15 protein-coding genes are annotated in these 15958 nt (G+C 52.2%); 3 read left to right on the forward strand and 12 right to left on the reverse strand.

The window, feature by feature from the left end:
• Nucleotides 1–79 precede the first annotated feature (79 nt).
• Nucleotides 80–2644, forward strand: a complete 2565-nt coding sequence (gene mutS, locus KP22_RS07825; protein WP_039323594.1) for a DNA mismatch repair protein MutS — start codon at nucleotides 80–82, stop codon at nucleotides 2642–2644.
• Between the two features lie 72 nt (nucleotides 2645–2716).
• Here the strand turns inward: mutS and nlpE are convergent, their stop codons facing one another.
• Both nlpE and KP22_RS07835 read right to left on the reverse strand, forming a co-directional pair.
• Complete coding sequence (nlpE, locus tag KP22_RS07830; RefSeq protein WP_209428701.1) at nucleotides 2717–3412, reverse strand: envelope stress response activation lipoprotein NlpE; 696 nt, start codon at nucleotides 3410–3412, stop codon at nucleotides 2717–2719.
• 72 nt (nucleotides 3413–3484) lie between these two features.
• Nucleotides 3485–4039, reverse strand: a complete 555-nt coding sequence (locus KP22_RS07835; protein WP_039301405.1) for a YaeQ family protein — start codon at nucleotides 4037–4039, stop codon at nucleotides 3485–3487.
• A gap of 240 nt (nucleotides 4040–4279) precedes the next feature.
• Here KP22_RS07835 and KP22_RS07840 point away from each other — a divergent pair, with 240 nt between their 5' ends.
• Complete coding sequence (locus KP22_RS07840) at nucleotides 4280–4480, forward strand: YaeP family protein (protein WP_015731006.1); 201 nt, start codon at nucleotides 4280–4282, stop codon at nucleotides 4478–4480.
• On the forward strand, nucleotides 4467–4727 hold the full coding sequence (gene rof, locus KP22_RS07845; RefSeq protein WP_039301402.1) for a Rho-binding antiterminator: 261 nt from the start codon (nucleotides 4467–4469) through the stop codon (nucleotides 4725–4727). Before KP22_RS07840 ends, rof begins: the two co-directional genes overlap by 14 nt.
• Before the next feature lie 123 nt (nucleotides 4728–4850).
• Here rof and tilS read toward each other — a convergent pair whose 3' ends face one another.
• The 10 genes from tilS to skp form a co-directional block, all read right to left on the reverse strand.
• Complete coding sequence (gene tilS, locus KP22_RS07850) at nucleotides 4851–6185, reverse strand: tRNA lysidine(34) synthetase TilS (RefSeq protein ID WP_039323598.1); 1335 nt, start codon at nucleotides 6183–6185, stop codon at nucleotides 4851–4853.
• Nucleotides 6175–6564, reverse strand: coding sequence for a VOC family protein (locus KP22_RS07855; RefSeq protein WP_039301397.1), 390 nt, complete (start codon nucleotides 6562–6564; stop codon nucleotides 6175–6177). The genes tilS and KP22_RS07855 overlap by 11 nt, the downstream gene beginning before the upstream one ends.
• A gap of 149 nt (nucleotides 6565–6713) precedes the next feature.
• Nucleotides 6714–7673 (reverse strand): acetyl-CoA carboxylase carboxyl transferase subunit alpha, encoded by a 960-nt coding sequence (accA, locus tag KP22_RS07860; protein ID WP_039301394.1) that lies wholly within the window; start codon nucleotides 7671–7673, stop codon nucleotides 6714–6716.
• Nucleotides 7674–7685: 12 nt separating this feature from the next.
• Entirely contained in the window at nucleotides 7686–11168 is a 3483-nt protein-coding gene (gene dnaE / locus KP22_RS07865; RefSeq protein ID WP_039301391.1) for a DNA polymerase III subunit alpha, read from the reverse strand.
• Between the two features lie 76 nt (nucleotides 11169–11244).
• The gene (gene rnhB / locus KP22_RS07870) at nucleotides 11245–11841 is read right to left on the reverse strand and encodes a ribonuclease HII (RefSeq protein ID WP_039323600.1); all 597 of its coding nucleotides are present in this window, start codon (nucleotides 11839–11841) and stop codon (nucleotides 11245–11247) included.
• Nucleotides 11842–11862: 21 nt separating this feature from the next.
• Nucleotides 11863–13014: a lipid-A-disaccharide synthase gene (gene lpxB, locus KP22_RS07875; RefSeq protein ID WP_039323603.1), complete on the reverse strand. Its 1152-nt coding sequence runs from the start codon at nucleotides 13012–13014 to the stop codon at nucleotides 11863–11865.
• Between the two features lie 3 nt (nucleotides 13015–13017).
• Nucleotides 13018–13806, reverse strand: coding sequence for an acyl-ACP--UDP-N-acetylglucosamine O-acyltransferase (gene lpxA / locus KP22_RS07880; protein WP_039301381.1), 789 nt, complete (start codon nucleotides 13804–13806; stop codon nucleotides 13018–13020).
• Nucleotides 13807–13810: 4 nt separating this feature from the next.
• Nucleotides 13811–14266: a 3-hydroxyacyl-ACP dehydratase FabZ gene (fabZ, locus tag KP22_RS07885; protein WP_005975923.1), complete on the reverse strand. Its 456-nt coding sequence runs from the start codon at nucleotides 14264–14266 to the stop codon at nucleotides 13811–13813.
• 100 nt (nucleotides 14267–14366) lie between these two features.
• Nucleotides 14367–15389 carry a UDP-3-O-(3-hydroxymyristoyl)glucosamine N-acyltransferase gene (gene lpxD / locus KP22_RS07890; RefSeq protein ID WP_039301378.1) on the reverse strand — a complete coding sequence of 341 codons (1023 nt, stop codon included), beginning with the start codon at nucleotides 15387–15389 and terminating at the stop codon, nucleotides 14367–14369.
• Between the two features lie 3 nt (nucleotides 15390–15392).
• The gene (gene skp / locus KP22_RS07895; RefSeq protein ID WP_039301374.1) at nucleotides 15393–15890 is read right to left on the reverse strand and encodes a molecular chaperone Skp; all 498 of its coding nucleotides are present in this window, start codon (nucleotides 15888–15890) and stop codon (nucleotides 15393–15395) included.
• Nucleotides 15891–15958 lie beyond the last annotated feature (68 nt).

Genomic DNA, 15958 nt, shown 5'->3' on the forward strand with positions numbered 1-15958 from the left:
GTGCCATCGGCAAGGTTTAACATCGACCGCTACGCCATCATCTGAACGAACAAAAGCGTTAAGACTGAGTAAAATCACTATGAAAGATTCTACCGACAAGGATTTCACCGCCCACACACCCATGATGCAGCAGTATTTTAGGTTAAAGGCTGAACATCCGGAAATCCTGCTGTTTTACCGTATGGGCGATTTTTACGAGCTGTTCTATGACGATGCTAAGCGAGCTTCCCAACTACTGGATATTTCGCTGACGAAACGCGGCGCTTCCGCGGGGGAACCGATACCGATGGCGGGCGTCCCCCACCACGCCGTAGAGAATTACCTTGCCAGACTGGTGCAAATGGGCGAATCCGTCGCGATCTGCGAACAGACCGGCGATCCCGCCACCAGCAAAGGACCAGTGGAACGTAAAGTCGTGCGTATCGTCACGCCGGGAACCATCAGCGACGAAGCGCTATTGCAGGAAAAGCAGGATAACCTGCTGGCAGCAATCTGGCAGGACGGTCGGGGATTCGGTTACGCCACGCTGGATATCAGCTCTGGACGCTTTCGCGTAAGTGAACCGGACGATCGGGAAACCATGTCGGCTGAGTTGCAGCGTACCAATCCGGCAGAATTACTCTACCCTGAATCCTTTGAGTCCATGGATTTGATCGAAAATCGCCACGGACTGCGCCGCCGCCCGCTGTGGGAATTTGAACCCGATACCGCACGTCAGCAGCTTAATCTGCAATTTGGTACCCGCGATCTGACTGGTTTTGGTGTAGAACAGGCAAAGCTCGCACTGCGAGCTGCCGGATGTTTGCTGCAATACGCGAAAGACACACAACGTACCTCGCTGCCACATATTCGTGGCATTACGATGGAACGCCAGCAGGATGGCATCATCATGGATGCGGCCACGCGCCGTAACCTTGAACTGACGCAAAACCTGTCAGGCGGCGTGGAAAATACGCTAGCTGCCGTACTGGATTGCACCGTAACAGCGATGGGCAGCCGGATGCTGAAGCGCTGGATTCACATGCCTAGCCGTGATATTGATGCGCTCAAGCAGCGCCAGCAGGCTATCAGCGCGTTGCAAGAAATCACACCGGATCTGCAACCCTATCTTAGGCAGGTCGGCGATCTGGAGCGTATTCTGGCGCGCCTCGCTTTACGCACGGCGCGTCCGCGCGATCTGGCACGCATGCGCCATGCTTTCCAGCAGTTTCCCGATATCCGCGAACAGCTTGCGCCGCTGGATACTGATTCCGTTCGCCGTCTGGTCAGCCTGATTGGGCAATTTGATGAATTACGCGATTTGCTAGAACGTGCCGTTGTCGAAACACCGCCTGTTCTGGTACGTGACGGGGGTGTTATCGCGCCGGGCTACCATGCAGAACTGGACGAGTGGCGCGCGTTGGCTGATGGTGCCAGCGATTATCTGGACCGTCTGGAAATTCGCGAACGTGAAAAGCTGGGGCTTGATACGTTAAAGGTAGGCTTCAACGGCGTACACGGTTATTACATTCAGGTCAGCCGTGGTCAAAGTCATCTGGTGCCGATCCACTATGTACGCCGTCAGACACTGAAAAATGCCGAACGCTACATCATCCCCGAACTGAAAGAGTACGAAGACAAGGTTCTGACTTCGAAAGGCAAAGCCCTGGCGCTGGAAAAGGCGCTTTACGATGAGCTTTTCGATCTGCTACTGCCTCATCTAGCCGAGCTTCAGCAAAGTGCAGCCGCATTAGCGGAGCTAGACGTTCTGACGAATCTGGCGGAACGCGCCGATACGCTGCATTACGTCTGTCCGGCGTTGAGTGACAAACCCGGCATCAAAATCACAGGCGGTCGTCACCCTGTCGTCGAGCAGGTGCTTCGTGAGCCGTTTATTTCAAACCCCCTGTCGCTCTCACCACAGCGCCGTATGCTGATTATCACCGGCCCCAATATGGGGGGTAAAAGTACCTATATGCGTCAGGCAGCGCTGATTGTACTGATGGCGCATATCGGCTGCTTTGTGCCTGCGGATCAGGCGGTCATTGGTCCGGTCGATCGCATTTTCACTCGTGTGGGGGCAGCAGACGATCTGGCATCTGGCCGCTCCACCTTCATGGTAGAAATGACCGAAACGGCAAATATTCTGCACAACGCCACGGAAAACAGCCTGGTGCTGATGGACGAAATCGGCCGCGGCACCTCAACCTATGACGGCTTGTCGCTAGCATGGGCCTGCGCCGAGAATCTGGCGAACCGTATCAAAGCAATGACGCTGTTTGCAACGCACTACTTTGAACTGACCACCCTACCGGAAAAAATGGAAGGCGTGGTGAATGTCCATTTAGATGCACGTGAGCACGGCGATACCATCGCCTTCATGCACAGCGTACAAGACGGTGCAGCCAGCAAAAGCTACGGCCTTGCCGTTGCCGCATTGGCAGGTGTACCGAAAGAAGTAATTAAACGCGCGCGTCAGAAACTGAAAGAGCTGGAAACGTTATCGAATAACGCTTCATCCAGTCATATCGATGGCGCACAACTGGCGCTGCTGAGCAACGATGAGCCATCACCGGCGATTGAAGCGCTGGAAGCTATCGACCCTGATGCCCTCACGCCTCGGCAAGCGCTGGATTGGCTGTATCAGCTAAAGAAAATGCTCTGACCCAAGTCAGAACGAGGCAGGTAAATACAAAAAAGGCACTGAAAATCAGTGCCTTTTCTTTTAAACGTCGAGTTAGTCTATCTGTGTATCACAGTTTGCTCGCGCCTTCATACGTACTTCATCGCTACCGTTGGGGACCACCGCCTTCACCATTTGCCCTTCTTCCATCGACGGAATGACGGCAAAATGCGCAGTTAGCACAAGTAATACCGGTTCAGCGGCTTTATCTCTCACGCGAAAATATTGTCTTTCCAACTCCGCGCTATCATCCATTACAAAGGTTTTTCCTGTCGCGCAGTCAGAGAAGGTCGCGACATCCGCCATATAGCGGTACATTCCCTTCATTACCATCGGCGTATTTGGCAGCGGCTGCTCGGTTGCCGTCAGCTGACGAGGAAGAGATGAATTGATGGGCAAACCTTGTTGATCCAACATTTCAAGGGTGCTATCAACCGGGCGAAAGTAACGTTTCTCGCCCGCGCTATTCGTCAACACCAACTTATCCGCGGTGCGTCTCCATTGCCCATAAGAAGCAAACGTATTGTTGCCTTCTCTCGTTGTTTGATATTGTTCACGCAGAACAAAAGTCCCGTCTTTTTCCAAAAACAGTGACGTATCAATCCCTCCGCAGTCCGCACAGGGTAAAACGCCACGATAACTTTGCGCCATTGGTTTAAGGGGCTCTTCCTGAACTTGTGATCGAGTATGACACCCGATCAATCCAGAAATCCCTGCTATCAATAGCACACCGATAGCCAGTTTTTTCATCATTATATTCCTGCCGTCTCTGTCCTGTTTTTATCGTTCTTGTCCAATGTTCTGGAACGCATCCAGCCGTCATCATCCCTGAGTCTGAGGAATTTTCCACTCAGAAAATGCTATTTCAAGACTATTCTTATCGTCAGATAACCAGATCGTACCGTCCTGTATTGTTGCCTGCAATGACATGGTGCGCTGAATCAGTCCAGCAAGCTGAGCCAGCTGATTGTCATCTAAAAAGCGGATCGCCAGATTTTTGTACCCGGAGACCTTATTTGATATCGCATTCCACCACACCTGTGCCGCACGCTCGCTGTAGGCGTACAACACAACGGTACGGGACTGGTTGCAGGCTTTCTTCAGCCGCTTTTCATCCGGTAGACCTAACTCAATCCACAACTCCAGCTCCATTGTATCATTACGTCGCCAGATTTCCGGTTCGTCATCTGCGCTCAGACCTTTAGTAAAGCGCAAATTTTCATCGGCATGGCAGATCCACGCTAAAAGCCGCAGCATCATGCGCTGTTCCGTTTCAGACGGATGCTGCGCTATCGTCAGATTCGCATCGTGAAAAAAATTCCGATCCATATCGGCAATATTGATTGCTGCTTTGTAAACCGTTGCTTTTAATGCCATCAGTGACCTCGTCGTTATTCCCCCTTAGTTTACTTGAGTTAGCACCATCCTCACAGTAAAGGTGATATCTACCACGTAACCGATAGATTAGGCCTCTAAGGACTACTGATATCCTGCTAATCCCTATGCTATAGTCGGTTTGATAAATAGAGTTTATCTTCGTAGGCTTACAACATCGCGCACCACAACAAGTGATGATGCATGAATATCTACCGAGCTAAGCTTTCAAGGGAGGATATAGTGCAAGAATACTGTGAATTAGTACGTCGCTTATACGCAGAGATCGCCAGTGGCGATCTGGGCTATATACCCGATTCGCTGGGTTGTGTTTTAAAAACCCTGGATGGCATTGCCGCGAATGAGGCGTTACCATCCTCCGTCAGGGAACAGGCTGCTTTTGCCGCCGCTAACTTATTGGTGAGTGATTATGTCAATGAGTAATGAATATCAACCCATCAACTGTGATGATTACGACAGCCTGGAAGCCACCTGTCAGCAGAATCTGACGCTGACGCTGGAACTCCGCAATGGTGAAGTTGTGACCGGTAAAGCTAGTGACATGATCTCGCGTAAGCAGGTCGAGTATCTGGTGATTGAAGCATCCGGTGCTACCCGCGAACTGCGCCTCGACCATATCGTCAGTTTCAGTCATCCTGAAATTGGGAAGGTCGTCGTCAGCGAACCCTGACGGACTTCTTCTTTCATTTAGCAGCAAACGCTGAATAAATGCTTCCAAAACGGACAACTCGGGTTGTCCGTTTTTATTTCAGCGCTACTCGACATCAGTTTTCCCGAGACCTTTTTACCAAGCTTATTTTTCCCACGTAATGTGCCACACAGGCCGATTTTCTTTGGCCTGACCTTCTCGTGTGACGAATCGCCCTACGGCTGTAATCAGTTGATCGTTGTAGAATACCAATGGCGTTCTATCGCGCCACCAGGGCGGAACGCCCAGCTCCTGCCAAAGTTTCTTGATTTGCCGACCATGTGCTCTGCCAACAATATGAACGGTTCCACGGGTCGAAAAGCGAATACTCACCGCCTCACTATTTTCCGGCGTGCGAACGGCTACCCCGCGATCGGCAAGCTGTAGCGTTCCCAGATTATCAGGTAACGTCAACGGGCATCGCGTCGGTTGCCATGGCAGAACACAGTCTTTGAGCGATGGCATCAGCGGCAGATAATAGAGATGCTGACGAAAACGGCGAACCTGCATCTGATTCAGTTGCAATACCGGTTCCGCATCCTGACGGCTCGTTGCGACTTCATCCCAGAGTCGTTGTAGCTGTTCACGCGCAGGCATAGCTGCTCCTTGCTGCGCTAGCCAGCGCCGCAGTAGTGCAAAACGCCGCACCGGGCTTAGCGGCACAAGCCCCTCAATGCTCAACGCCCCATCCGACTGGCATAGCGTCTGTAATGATTCCTCCAACAACTCATCAAGCAGTTGCTCCTGCTCGGCACAAAGCTGGGCGCTACGTGCCACGGCAGAGGGGAAGTGCGGCCAGCGCTGCGTCAATCGCGGTAAGATCTGACGACGTAGAAAATTACGATCGAAGCGTTCATCCTGGTTACTGTCGTCTTCAATCCAGTGAAGCTGATTCCGCTGCGCGTAAGTTTCCAGTTCAAGGCGAGAAACACCTAACAACGGACGAACTAAACGATGATGGCCGAAGACGCTGTTAGCCGCCATCGCAGACAATCCGGCAGGCCCGCTGCCGCGTTTAAGCGCCAGTAAAAAGGTTTCGCTCTGATCATCAAGGTGCTGCGCCGTCAGCAGAGTTTCTCCCTCTTGCAGATGCGTTTGCAGCGCCTGATAGCGCGCGGCTCTGGCTGCGGCTTCAATGCCGCCGTTCTGTGCCTCAACCATCACTGCCAGCGAGGTAAACGGCACCTGCCAGCGCTCACACTGCTGACGACAATGTTCAGCCCAGCTATCTGCCAGCGGATTTAAGCCATGATGTATATAAGCAGCACGAATAGTCAGCCCCGAACGCTGACGTACAGCCACCAGCAGATGTAATAACACGCTGGAATCCAGACCACCACTGTAGGCCAGCAAGATCGATCCGCATCCGCTTATGTGCTTAAAGATCGTCTGGAGCAATCCATCATCAGGCTTGGTGCGGTCCACGGCATCAGATCTCATACAGTTCTAAAGGCAGGCCGTCGGGATCGGAGAAAAAGGTAAAGCGTTGCTGCGTTTCAGGATCGATCCGTACGGATTCACAAATGACGCCATCCTGTGCCAGTGAGGCAACAGCCTGTTCTACATCAGCCACAGCAAAAGCCAGATGACGCAGTCCGCAAGCCTCCGGCCTACTGACACGCGCAGGCGGATGAGGGAAAGAAAATAGCTCAATGGTGTAACGTCCATTCAGCGAGAGATCCCCTTTCCACGACTGCCGCTCGGCACGATAGACCTCATTGTTCAACGTAAACCCCAGCACGCCACAATAAAATGCCTTGCTGCGTTCATAGTCAGAGGCAATCACCGCAATGTGGTGTACATCGAGCAATTTCAGCATGATTCAAACCTCATAGCAAAAAATCCGTTGTCATTCCTGACAACGGATTTTCAGAGTAACGCCAGAATAGACTAATTGATAATATGGCAATCAATCAGACAATCACGTCATCAGCAGTAACCACTGTGCGTTAGCAGTAACCCCGAGCGTTAGCAGTAACCATAGTTCATCAAGCGCTGATAACGGCGGTTCAGCAGTTCTTCTTCGCTCAGACCATCGAGGTCAAGCAGATCGGCCAGCAACTGCGCTTTCAGTGACTCCGCCATTACCGGAACGTTACGGTGCGCCGACCCCAGCGGTTCAGGGATCACGGTATCGATCAGTTTCAGCTCTTTCAGACGCGGCGCAATGATCCCCATCGCTTCAGCCGCCAGCGGTGCCTTATCGGCACTCTTCCACAGGATGGACGCGCAGCCTTCAGGTGAAATAACCGAGTAAGTGCTGTACTGCAACATGTTGACCTTGTCACCTACGCCGATAGCTAATGCACCACCGGAACCACCTTCACCGATAACGGTACAGATGATCGGTACACGCAGCGTCGACATTTCACGCAGGTTGCGCGCGATAGCCTCAGACTGACCGCGTTCTTCTGCGCCAACGCCCGGATAAGCTCCCGGCGTGTCGATAAAGGTGATGATCGGCATCCTGAAACGATCGGCCATTTCCATCAGGCGCAGCGCTTTGCGATACCCTTCTGGAGCAGGCATGCCGAAATTACGGCGAATCTTTTCTTTGGTTTCACGACCTTTCTGATGACCAATGATCATCACCGGACGTCCATCCAAACGGGCAATCCCGCCGACAATTGCTTTATCATCGGCATAGGCACGATCGCCAGCCAATTCATCAAAATCGGTAAAAATGTGCTTAATATAATCAAGCGTATAAGGACGTTGCGGATGGCGTGCTAATTGCGCAACCTGCCAGGCGCCCAAATCGGCGAAGATTTTACGCGTCAGTTCAACGCTCTTCTCACGCAGGCGCTGGACTTCCTCGTCCAGATTAATATCCAATTTTTCGTCTTGACGGCTGACTGCGGTCAGCGAGTCAATTTTCGCTTCCAACTCTGCAATCGGCTGCTCAAAATCAAGAAAATTCAGACTCATAGTATTCCTATATTAGTCAAATTCCAGTTCCACCTGCTCATTACCCACTAATGTGCGCAGCTCGTTCAGTAGCGCATCGGCGGGCGTTACACGCCATGCTGCGCCGAAACGTAGTCGGGCGCGCGCATCTTCACGCTGGTAATAGAGATGCACTGGGATCGTCCCCGATCGATGGGGTTCCAACGATTGGCGGAGACGGTTTAATAGCTGGTCATCAATTTGCCTGTCAGTCAGCGAGATAGCAAGCCCGCGCGCGTATTTTTCCCGCGCTTCACTGATATCCATTAACTCTCGGACGGTCATTTTAAGCCCGCCGCTGAAGTCATCAAAGCTGACCTGTCCACTGGCGATAAGGATACGGTCTTTCTCAAGTAAATGCTGATATTTTTCCAATGCATCGGTAAACAGCATAATCTCAAGCCGACCGGAGCGATCGTCCAATGTACAGACGCCAATACGGTTGCCCCGCTTGGTTACCATGACGCGAGCCGCCAACACCAGCCCAACGGCAGTGGTCATTTTACCCCGATCCGTCGGGTGCATATCTTTTAAACGTACGCCACCGGCATAGCGTTCAATTTCCTTAATATATTGCGTGATCGGGTGGCCGGTCAGGTACAGCCCCAGCGTCTCCCGCTCACCATCCAATACGACCTGCTCAGGCCACGGTGGCACGGTACTGTAGGATTGCTCGACCTGCTCAGGCGCATCGGCCAGCACGCCGAACATATCCACCTGACCAATCGCTTCTGCTTTAGCATGCTGATCGGCAGCTTTCAGCGCATCGGCCAATGAGTTCATCAGCGCAGCGCGATGCGGCCCCAGTCGGTCAAACGCCCCGGACATAATCAGCTTTTCCAGCACGCGGCGGTTCAGCTTTTTAATATCAGTTCGCGCACAGAGGTCAAACAGCTCTCTAAAATAGCCGCCTTGATTACGCGCTTCGATAATTGCTTCAATTGGGCCTTCACCGACACCTTTTATCGCGCCGATGCCGTAAACAATCTCGCCATCGTCGTTAACGTGGAAGTGATAAAGTCCGCTGTTGATGTCCGGAGGCAGGATTTTTAATCCCATTCGCCAGCATTCATCAACCAGCCCGACGACTTTATCCGTGTTGTCCATATCGGCCGTCATCACCGCCGCCATGAACTCCGCAGGATAGTGCGCTTTCAGCCACAGCGTTTGGTAAGACACCAGCGCATAGGCAGCGGAGTGCGATTTATTAAAGCCGTAACCGGCGAATTTTTCCACCAGGTCAAAAATCTTAACCGCCAGCTCACCGTTCACGCCGCGCGATTTAGCACCATCTTCAAAACCACCACGCTGCTTCGCCATCTCGACCGGGTTCTTTTTCCCCATTGCGCGACGCAACATGTCCGCACCGCCCAGCGTATACCCCGCCAGCACCTGTGCGATCTGCATGACCTGTTCCTGATAGAGGATGATACCGTAGGTCGGCTCCAACACGGGCTTAAGTGATTCGTGCTGCCATTCGATATCAGGATACGAAATCGCTTCACGACCGTGCTTACGGTCGATGAAGTTATCCACCATGCCGGATTGCAGCGGACCGGGACGGAACAGCGCCACCAGTGCGATCATATCTTCAAAGCAGTCGGGCTTTAGACGCTTGATCAGGTCTTTCATGCCGCGCGATTCAAGCTGGAATACCGCTGTGGTTTCCGAGCGTTGCAGCATATCGAAACTTTTCTTATCGTCGAGCGGAATGGCCGCAATATCAATCGGTTCCTGACCTTGCTTCGCGCGACGGGCGTTAATCATCCCCAGCGCCCAGTCGATGATAGTCAACGTACGCAGGCCAAGGAAGTCAAACTTCACCAGCCCGGCATATTCCACGTCGTTCTTATCGAACTGGGTAACTGGATGGTTCCCTTCCGCATCGCAATACAACGGCGCGAAATCGGTAATCTTGGTGGGGGATATCACCACCCCCCCCGCATGCTTACCGGCGTTACGCGTTACCCCTTCAAGCTTGCGTGCCATATCGATGAGTGCCTTAACTTCCTCATCGGCTTCATAAATTTCCGGCAGTTGCGGTTCAGCAGCAAAGGCTTTTTCCAGCGTCATTCCCGGATCGGGCGGCACCAGCTTTGAAATACGATCGACAAACCCATACGGGTGCCCGAGCACGCGCCCTACGTCACGAATAACCGCTTTCGCCGCCATCGTACCGAAGGTGATAATCTGCGATACCGCATCACGCCCGTACATTTCCGCGACGTGATCGATGACCTTGTCGCGTTTTTCCATACAGAAATCAACGTCAAAGTCAGGCATGGAGACACGTTCAGGGTTAAGGAAACGTTCGAACAGCAAGTCGAATTCCAGCGGATCCAGATCGGTAATTTTCAGCGCGTAAGCGACTAACGAGCCCGCACCAGAACCACGCCCCGGCCCAACAGGCACATCGTTATCCTTCGACCACTGAATAAACTCCATGACGATCAGGAAGTAGCCGGGGAACCCCATCTGGTTGATTACGCCGAGTTCAATATCAAGACGCTCATCATATTCAGGCCGACGCGCGGCACGCACTTCCGGGTCGGGGAATAGAAATTCGAGACGCTCTTCCAGCCCCTTTTTCGAGCACTCAACCAGAAAATCTTCCGTGGTCATGTCGCCCGTCGGGAACTGCGGCAGGAAATATTCACCCAAGCGGATCGTTACGTTACAGCGTTTGGCAATTTCAACGCTGTTAGTCAGCGCCTCGGGAATGTCAGCAAACAGCTCGCACATTTCCTCTTCCGAGCGCATGTACTGCTGTGGGCTGTAATTACGCGGGCGTTTGGGATCGTCAAGCGTGTAGCCATCGTGAATGGCCACGCGAATTTCGTGAGCGTCAAAATCATCGGTGCTGATGAAACACACTTCATTGGTTGCCACCACGGGCACCCCGTGCTTCGTTGCCAATTCAACGGCGGCGTGCAAATAGCTTTCTTCATCGGGGCGGGACGTGCGGATCAATTCCAGATAGTAACGCTGGGGGAAGTGTTCCTGATAAAAGGCCAGACACTGTTCGGCCTGCGCCTGATTGCCACGCAGCAAAAATCGACCGACATCACCTCGGCGACCACCAGACAGCAGAATCAGCCCTTCCTGATGATCAATCAACCAATCGCGGTCAATCGTCGGCCCAGACGCGCCATAACCACGTTGATAAGCATGAGAAATCAGCAGCGTGAGATTCTGGTAGCCTTCATTGTTCATGGCCAGCACAGTAAGGTGTGCGAGTTCATCCCCTAATTCATCGCTTTCGACATAGAAGTCAGCGCCGATAATAGGCTTGATGCCCGCGCCATGCGCACCGCCATAGAATTTAACCAGCCCACACAGGTTGGTAAAATCGGTAATCGCCAGCGCTGGCATACCGAGCGCCGCTGCTTTTTTTACCAGCGGACCGACTTTGGCCAGCCCATCGATCATGGAATAGTCACTGTGAACACGCAGGTGAACAAAACGTGGTTCGGCCATCTCCAGATCCCAGAATTTATCGATTAGTCAGCGTTGCAATAGTGATATCACAACACAGAGAGTTAATGATGATGTTTTACGCCAGCCCTAACACACGCCTGACTGGCGCGAAGCTCCGGCGGTGAAACTCTGTAGCGCCCAGTGCAGCCAGTTTCTCCAGATGAAAAGCCGTTGGATAGCCTTTGTGTTGGGCAAAACCGTAGGCGGGGAAGCGTTGATCCAACTCGACCATCTCACGATCGCGAGTCACTTTCGCCATAATCGAGGCCGCGCTAATTTCTGCTACGCGGCTATCCCCTTTAACGACCGCCTGCGCGGGCATCAGCAATGCCGGACACCGATTGCCGTCAATAAGAACAAAATCAGGCACAATAGCCAAGCCAGCCACCGCACGCTGCATCGCTAACATCGTAGCATGCAGGATATTCAGTTGGTCAATCTCTTCCGGTTCCGCACGGCCAAGGCTCCACGCCAGCGCCTTCTCTTTGATTTCATCATAGAGCGCCAGCCGACGTTTTTCACTCAGCAGTTTGGAATCCGCCAACCCAACAATTGGCCGAGTCGGGTCAAGAATCACCGCAGCCGTTACGACTGCGCCAACCAGAGGACCACGGCCCACTTCATCAACGCCAGCGATGCAGGTCGCCTGCGGGTAAATAAATATTTCACTCATAGTTTTATTAACATGTTTTTATTAACGAGGCGTTACTAATTCCAGTACTGCCTGAGCGGCCTGCTCATCGGCGTTACAGCGAATCTGCTGATGCAAATCCACAAATGTTGCAAGCAGCTCAGCCGTTTTTTGGGTATCGCTAAAGAGCGGCAGTAACGCAGCAGCTAACTTATCTGGCGTACAGTCGGTCTGTAGTAATTCGGTTACCAGCTCGCGCCCAGCCAGCAAATTCGGCAGCGACACCCACGGTGTTTTGACCAAGCGCTGCGCCAGCCAGAAGGTGAAAGGCTTCATACGATAACCCACAACCATCGGACATTTCGCTAGCATGCACTCCAGCGCTGCCGTACCGGATGCCAATAACGCCGCATCACTGGCAATCATGGCTTCACGCGCTTGCCCATCCAGCAGATGCACACGCAGATCGGGTGCCACACTACTTTTTATCCGCTCGAACTGTTCACGTCGCTTACTGTTCACCAGCGGAACAACGATTTCCAGATCGGGAAAATGCTGACGCAGTAGAACAGCCGTATTGAGAAAATCTGCACTAAGCATTTCAACTTCTGCACCACGGCTGCCCGGCAGCAGTGCCAGGCAATGCGCATCGGGCGCAATGCCCAGCGTGGCACGGGCGGCCAGTTTATCGGGATGTAGCGGCATCGCATCGGCCATCGTATGGCCGATAAAACGGCAAGGTACATTGAAACGATCGTAAAACGCTTTTTCAAAAGGCAAGAAAGCTAGCACCAGATTGGTCGCTTTACCTATTTTGAAAACGCGTTTTTGACGCCATGCCCACACGGACGGGCTGACATAGTGAATAGTATTGATACCGCGCTTCTTGAGGTTGCCCTCCAGCGTGATATTAAAATCGGGTGCATCAATGCCCACGAAGACATCGGGCTGAAGTTCGCTAAAGCGCTGGGTTAAATCCCGCCGGATTTTTAGCAAACGAGGAAGCCGTTCGAGCACTTCAACAATGCCCATAACGGCCAACTCTTCCATCTCGTACCAGGCTTCACAGCCTTCAGCCTGCATACGCGGCCCAGCAACGCCGACAAAACGGGCATCGGGCACCTTTTCTTTTAGCGCTCGGATCAGACCTGCGCCAAGGATGTCGCCGGAAGTTTCCCCGGCGATCAGCCCAATAGTCAAAGGACGTGATGACATAGATTAACGAATGATACCGCGAGTAGAACGGGCAAAGAAATCGGTAAACGCCTGCACCGCCGGGTGTTCAGCCGCCAGTGCATCAATTTCCGGTTTCACTTCGTCCAGCGTTTTACCGCTACGGTAGAGCAGCTTGTAGGCGTTACGGATCGCGTGCAGCGTTTCTTTTTCGAATCCACGACGCTTCAGACCTTCAATGTTCAGGCCAAATGGCGTGGCATGGTTACCTTGAGCGATAACATACGGCGGCACGTCTTGCACCACACCAGAGCACCCGCCTACCATGACATGGGCACCGATAATGCAGAACTGGTGCACAGCCGTCATCCCACCGATAATCGCAAAATCATCGACGGAGACATGGCCGCCCAGAGTAGCGTTATTCGCCAGAATACAGCGATTGCCCACGACGCAGTCGTGCGCGACATGCGTGTTGATCATCAACAGGTTATCGCTACCGACTTTAGTCAACCCTCCGCCCTGCGCTGTGCCCCGATGAATAGTGGCGCTTTCACGGATACGGTTACGATCGCCAATCTCAACGCGGGTCGGTTCCCCTGCATATTTAAGATCCTGATTCACTTCACCAATTGACGTGAACTGATAGATTTCGTTGTCGCGACCAATTTTAGTGACGCCATTGACGACGACATGCGATTTCAGCACCGTCCCTGCACCGATCTCAACCTGAGAACCGATATAGCAGAAAGGACCAATATGAACACCAGCACCAATAATGGCACCGTCTTCAACAATCGAACTAGGATGAATAAAGGCGGTTTGATCAATCACGTTATCAGGACTCCCGACGGCGAGCACACATCATTGACGCTTCACAGGCCACTTCGCCATCAACTTTGGCAACACCTTTAAAGCGCGCAACGCCACGACGCTCTTTAATGAATTCAACTTCAAGGATCATTTGATCGCCTGGCTGCACGGGGCGCTTAAAGCGCGCTTCGTCCACAGCGGCGAAATAGTACAGCTCACCCGGCTCCAGTTTACCGACGCTTTTGAACGCCAGAATACCCGTAGCCTGAGCCATTGCTTCCAGAATCAGAACGCCAGGAAAAATCGGTTTTCCCGGGAAATGTCCCTGAAAGAAGGGTTCGTTGAAAGAAACGTTTTTCACCGCCCGCAGAAACTTCCCTTCTTCAAAATCCAGTACCCGATCAACCAGCAAAAACGGGAAACGGTGCGGTAATAATTCTAAAATCTCTTCAATGTTCAGAGTATGAGTGTCAGTAGTCAAAATACTCTTCCTGTCCATAAAAACTGATGCCATCAACAACACGGCCTGCGCAGACCCTAAATAGGTATCTTCAGGCAGGCCGCAAATAAAACGCGAGTGATTAAACGTTATCGACTTTTCGTTCAACGGCTTTTAACCGTTTGCTTATCTCATCAATATTCATCACCAGCGCTGCAGTTTTGCGCCACACTTTATTGGGTTGCAAAGGAATGCCCGAAGAGTATACCCCAGGTTCAGTGATTGGTCGCATGACCATACCCATTCCCGTTACCGTCACTTTATCGCAGATCTCCATGTGCCCGTTAATCACGCTGGCACCGCCGATCATGCAATAACGACCGATTTTCAAGCTCCCCGCCATAATAACGCCACCGGCTACCGCGGTATTGTCGCCAATCACGACGTTGTGCGCAATCTGACATTGGTTATCAATGATAACACCATTGCCAATGACAGTATCATCCAGCGCACCACGATCGATGGTGGTGCTCGCGCCTATCTCAACGCGATCGCCAATTCTGACCGTTCCCAACTGCGGGATCTTCACCCAGTTACCACGATCGTTGGCATAGCCAAAGCCGTCAGAACCGATCACCGTTCCAGACTGGATCAGACAATGTTCACCAAGCTCAACGCGGTGATAAATCGTTACATTTGCCCATAAACGGGTACCGGCACCAATGCGGGCATCTTTACCAATAAAACAGCCTGGGCCGATGACAACACCATCTCCTAACTGCGCACCAGACTCGATGACGGCATTTGCACCAACGGACACCTGCTGGCCCAGAATTGCATCGGGAGCAATCACTGCGCTCGGCGCAATATCAGTGGCCGGTTGTGGCGTCGTATCCAGTAGCTGTGCCATGCGAGCATAGGTAAGGTAAGGATTTTTCACTACCAGCGCAGCAACCTGACAGTAAGGTAAATCCGCTTCCGTCAGCACGACCGCAGACGCTTGCGTCCCGGCCAGTTGCTCACGGTAACGACTGTCGGAAAGAAACGTAATTTGCCCAGTTTTTGCCGAATGCATAGAAGCAACACCGGTGATGACGATATCGCCATCACCGTGTAATTGTGCATCCAACTGTTGAGCTAACGCGTCCAGTCGAATTGAATACATGGTTTATTTAACCTGTTTCAGCACATCGGCTGTAATGTCTTTGGCATTGGCGACATACGCAACAGCGTTAGCGTCAATCACGACATCATAACCTTCTTTGGTTGCAACGGATTTTACTGCATCCTGAATACGGCTCAGGATTTTGTTGCGTTCTTCAGTCTGACGACGACGGTTGTCCTGCTCAAAAGCCTGCGCTTTCGTAGAGAACTGCTCGCGCTGCGCCATGACGTCTTTTTCCATTTTGCTGCGTTCGCTCGCTTTCATGGTAGAGCCATCACGCTGCAACTTCTGCATCTTGGTCTGTAAGGCGTTTTCCATCGATTGCAGTTCAGAAGCACGACCTTTGAACTCATTTTCCAACTGTTTGCCAACGGTTTCACGCTGCGGCAGCTGTTGGAAAATGCTGGAAACGTTAACAACGGCAATCTTGTCAGCAGCCTGAACGCTGGCTGAAGCAGCCAATGCTAAACCGAGGCCTGCGGCACATAACCACTTTTTCACTATAAACTCCTCAACCTAACCTAAATTTGTGTCTTAACACTTTAATGATGAGCATCGCGTCATGGCGT

It is taken from the genome of Pectobacterium betavasculorum (assembly GCF_000749845.1).
Classification (GTDB): domain Bacteria; phylum Pseudomonadota; class Gammaproteobacteria; order Enterobacterales; family Enterobacteriaceae; genus Pectobacterium; species Pectobacterium betavasculorum.

What these genes read in the sequence shown, in the direction of transcription:
- mutS (WP_039323594.1), top strand. Translation starts at nt 80, where the DNA reads ATGAAAGATTCTACCGACAAGGATTTCACCGCCCACACACCCATGATG.
- nlpE (WP_209428701.1), bottom strand. Translation starts at nt 3,412, where the DNA reads ATGAAAAAACTGGCTATCGGTGTGCTATTGATAGCAGGGATTTCTGGA.
- KP22_RS07835 (WP_039301405.1), bottom strand. Translation starts at nt 4,039, where the DNA reads ATGGCATTAAAAGCAACGGTTTACAAAGCAGCAATCAATATTGCCGAT.
- rof (WP_039301402.1), top strand. Translation starts at nt 4,467, where the DNA reads ATGTCAATGAGTAATGAATATCAACCCATCAACTGTGATGATTACGAC.
- tilS (WP_039323598.1), bottom strand. Translation starts at nt 6,185, where the DNA reads ATGAGATCTGATGCCGTGGACCGCACCAAGCCTGATGATGGATTGCTC.
- KP22_RS07855 (WP_039301397.1), bottom strand. Translation starts at nt 6,564, where the DNA reads ATGCTGAAATTGCTCGATGTACACCACATTGCGGTGATTGCCTCTGAC.
- accA (WP_039301394.1), bottom strand. Translation starts at nt 7,673, where the DNA reads ATGAGTCTGAATTTTCTTGATTTTGAGCAGCCGATTGCAGAGTTGGAA.
- dnaE (WP_039301391.1), bottom strand. Translation starts at nt 11,168, where the DNA reads ATGGCCGAACCACGTTTTGTTCACCTGCGTGTTCACAGTGACTATTCC.
- rnhB (WP_039323600.1), bottom strand. Translation starts at nt 11,841, where the DNA reads ATGAGTGAAATATTTATTTACCCGCAGGCGACCTGCATCGCTGGCGTT.
- lpxB (WP_039323603.1), bottom strand. Translation starts at nt 13,014, where the DNA reads ATGTCATCACGTCCTTTGACTATTGGGCTGATCGCCGGGGAAACTTCC.
- lpxD (WP_039301378.1), bottom strand. Translation starts at nt 15,389, where the DNA reads ATGTATTCAATTCGACTGGACGCGTTAGCTCAACAGTTGGATGCACAA.